Consider the following 814-nt stretch of genomic DNA (forward strand, 5'->3'; position numbering starts at 1 on the left):
GGGTGCGGGTCTCGGTCAGCACCCGCCCCCGGGCGTCGTACTGCCAGGCCGTGACGCCGGTGGCGTCCGTCATCGCCGTCCGCCGCCCGACGCCGTTGGCCCCCTGGTCCAGCACGGACGCCCCAGCCCGTTTCATCGGGGCTGATGAACCGCCCCAGGGCCGCCCTGAGCGAAGCGAAGGAGCCCGCCCTGAGTATTAGCGAAGGGGCCGGGTGGTAGTAGCGGGCCCGGTAGTCATACAGACCAAGGCTGGGCTTCAGCGCTGGCCGGTGTAGAGGCGGTCGGTGGGAGTGTCGCCTGCAATATCCCCGGTTGCACAGATACCTTCACCACCGGCAGCGATCCGGCATCTGTTCTATTGGGAAGGGCGGACAGTTCAGGATCAAACCACGAAGCCCAAGGACTATCAACAGAATGCCGGTAACGATTTGCGAAATCAAGCTGGCAATATACGATGCGCGAGGAGAAGGGAACGGAAATGAGAGCGCGTTCAGACGAGCCGTTAGAGGAGAACAACCAATCGCAATCAGTCCCATGAAAACCAAAACTGCATTTTCAACGGTGAAATCCATTGGTCACCTCACACGCCAGGAATAGCCGAACGAGAGAGCCCATCCCGGGGGAACTATAAGACCATACTGAACAGGAATTGGGCCTAAGTCCACGGCGGATATGCTCCCTCCCCCATAATATCCGCCTTGTAAAGCCATCTGGAATCCACCCAGTACGCGGTCCAGTTGCGCTGGGTCCGGGTCATAATCCTGGACCAAGTTACCCTGGGTAATGCTGAACCCCCACCTCCCTCCCCCCAACC

General features: G+C 60.2%; 3 protein-coding genes. 1 reads left to right on the plus strand and 2 read right to left on the minus strand.

Features of this window, described 5'->3' with window-relative positions:
• Window positions 1-200 (plus strand): hypothetical protein (locus ABJK56_RS02125; RefSeq protein ID WP_347243015.1); only part of this gene is annotated, 200 nt, incomplete at its 5' end.
• 126 nt (window positions 201-326) lie between these two features.
• Here ABJK56_RS02125 and ABJK56_RS02130 read toward each other — a convergent pair.
• Window positions 327-572, minus strand: a complete 246-nt coding sequence (locus ABJK56_RS02130) for a hypothetical protein (protein ID WP_347243016.1) — start codon at window positions 570-572, stop codon at window positions 327-329.
• A 3-nt stretch (window positions 573-575) separates the two neighbouring features.
• On the minus strand, window positions 576-814 hold a 239-nt coding region (locus ABJK56_RS02135; RefSeq protein WP_347243017.1), incomplete at its 5' end, for a hypothetical protein.

Source organism: Thermogutta sp. (assembly GCF_039793925.1).
Lineage (GTDB): Bacteria > Planctomycetota > Planctomycetia > Pirellulales > Thermoguttaceae > Thermogutta.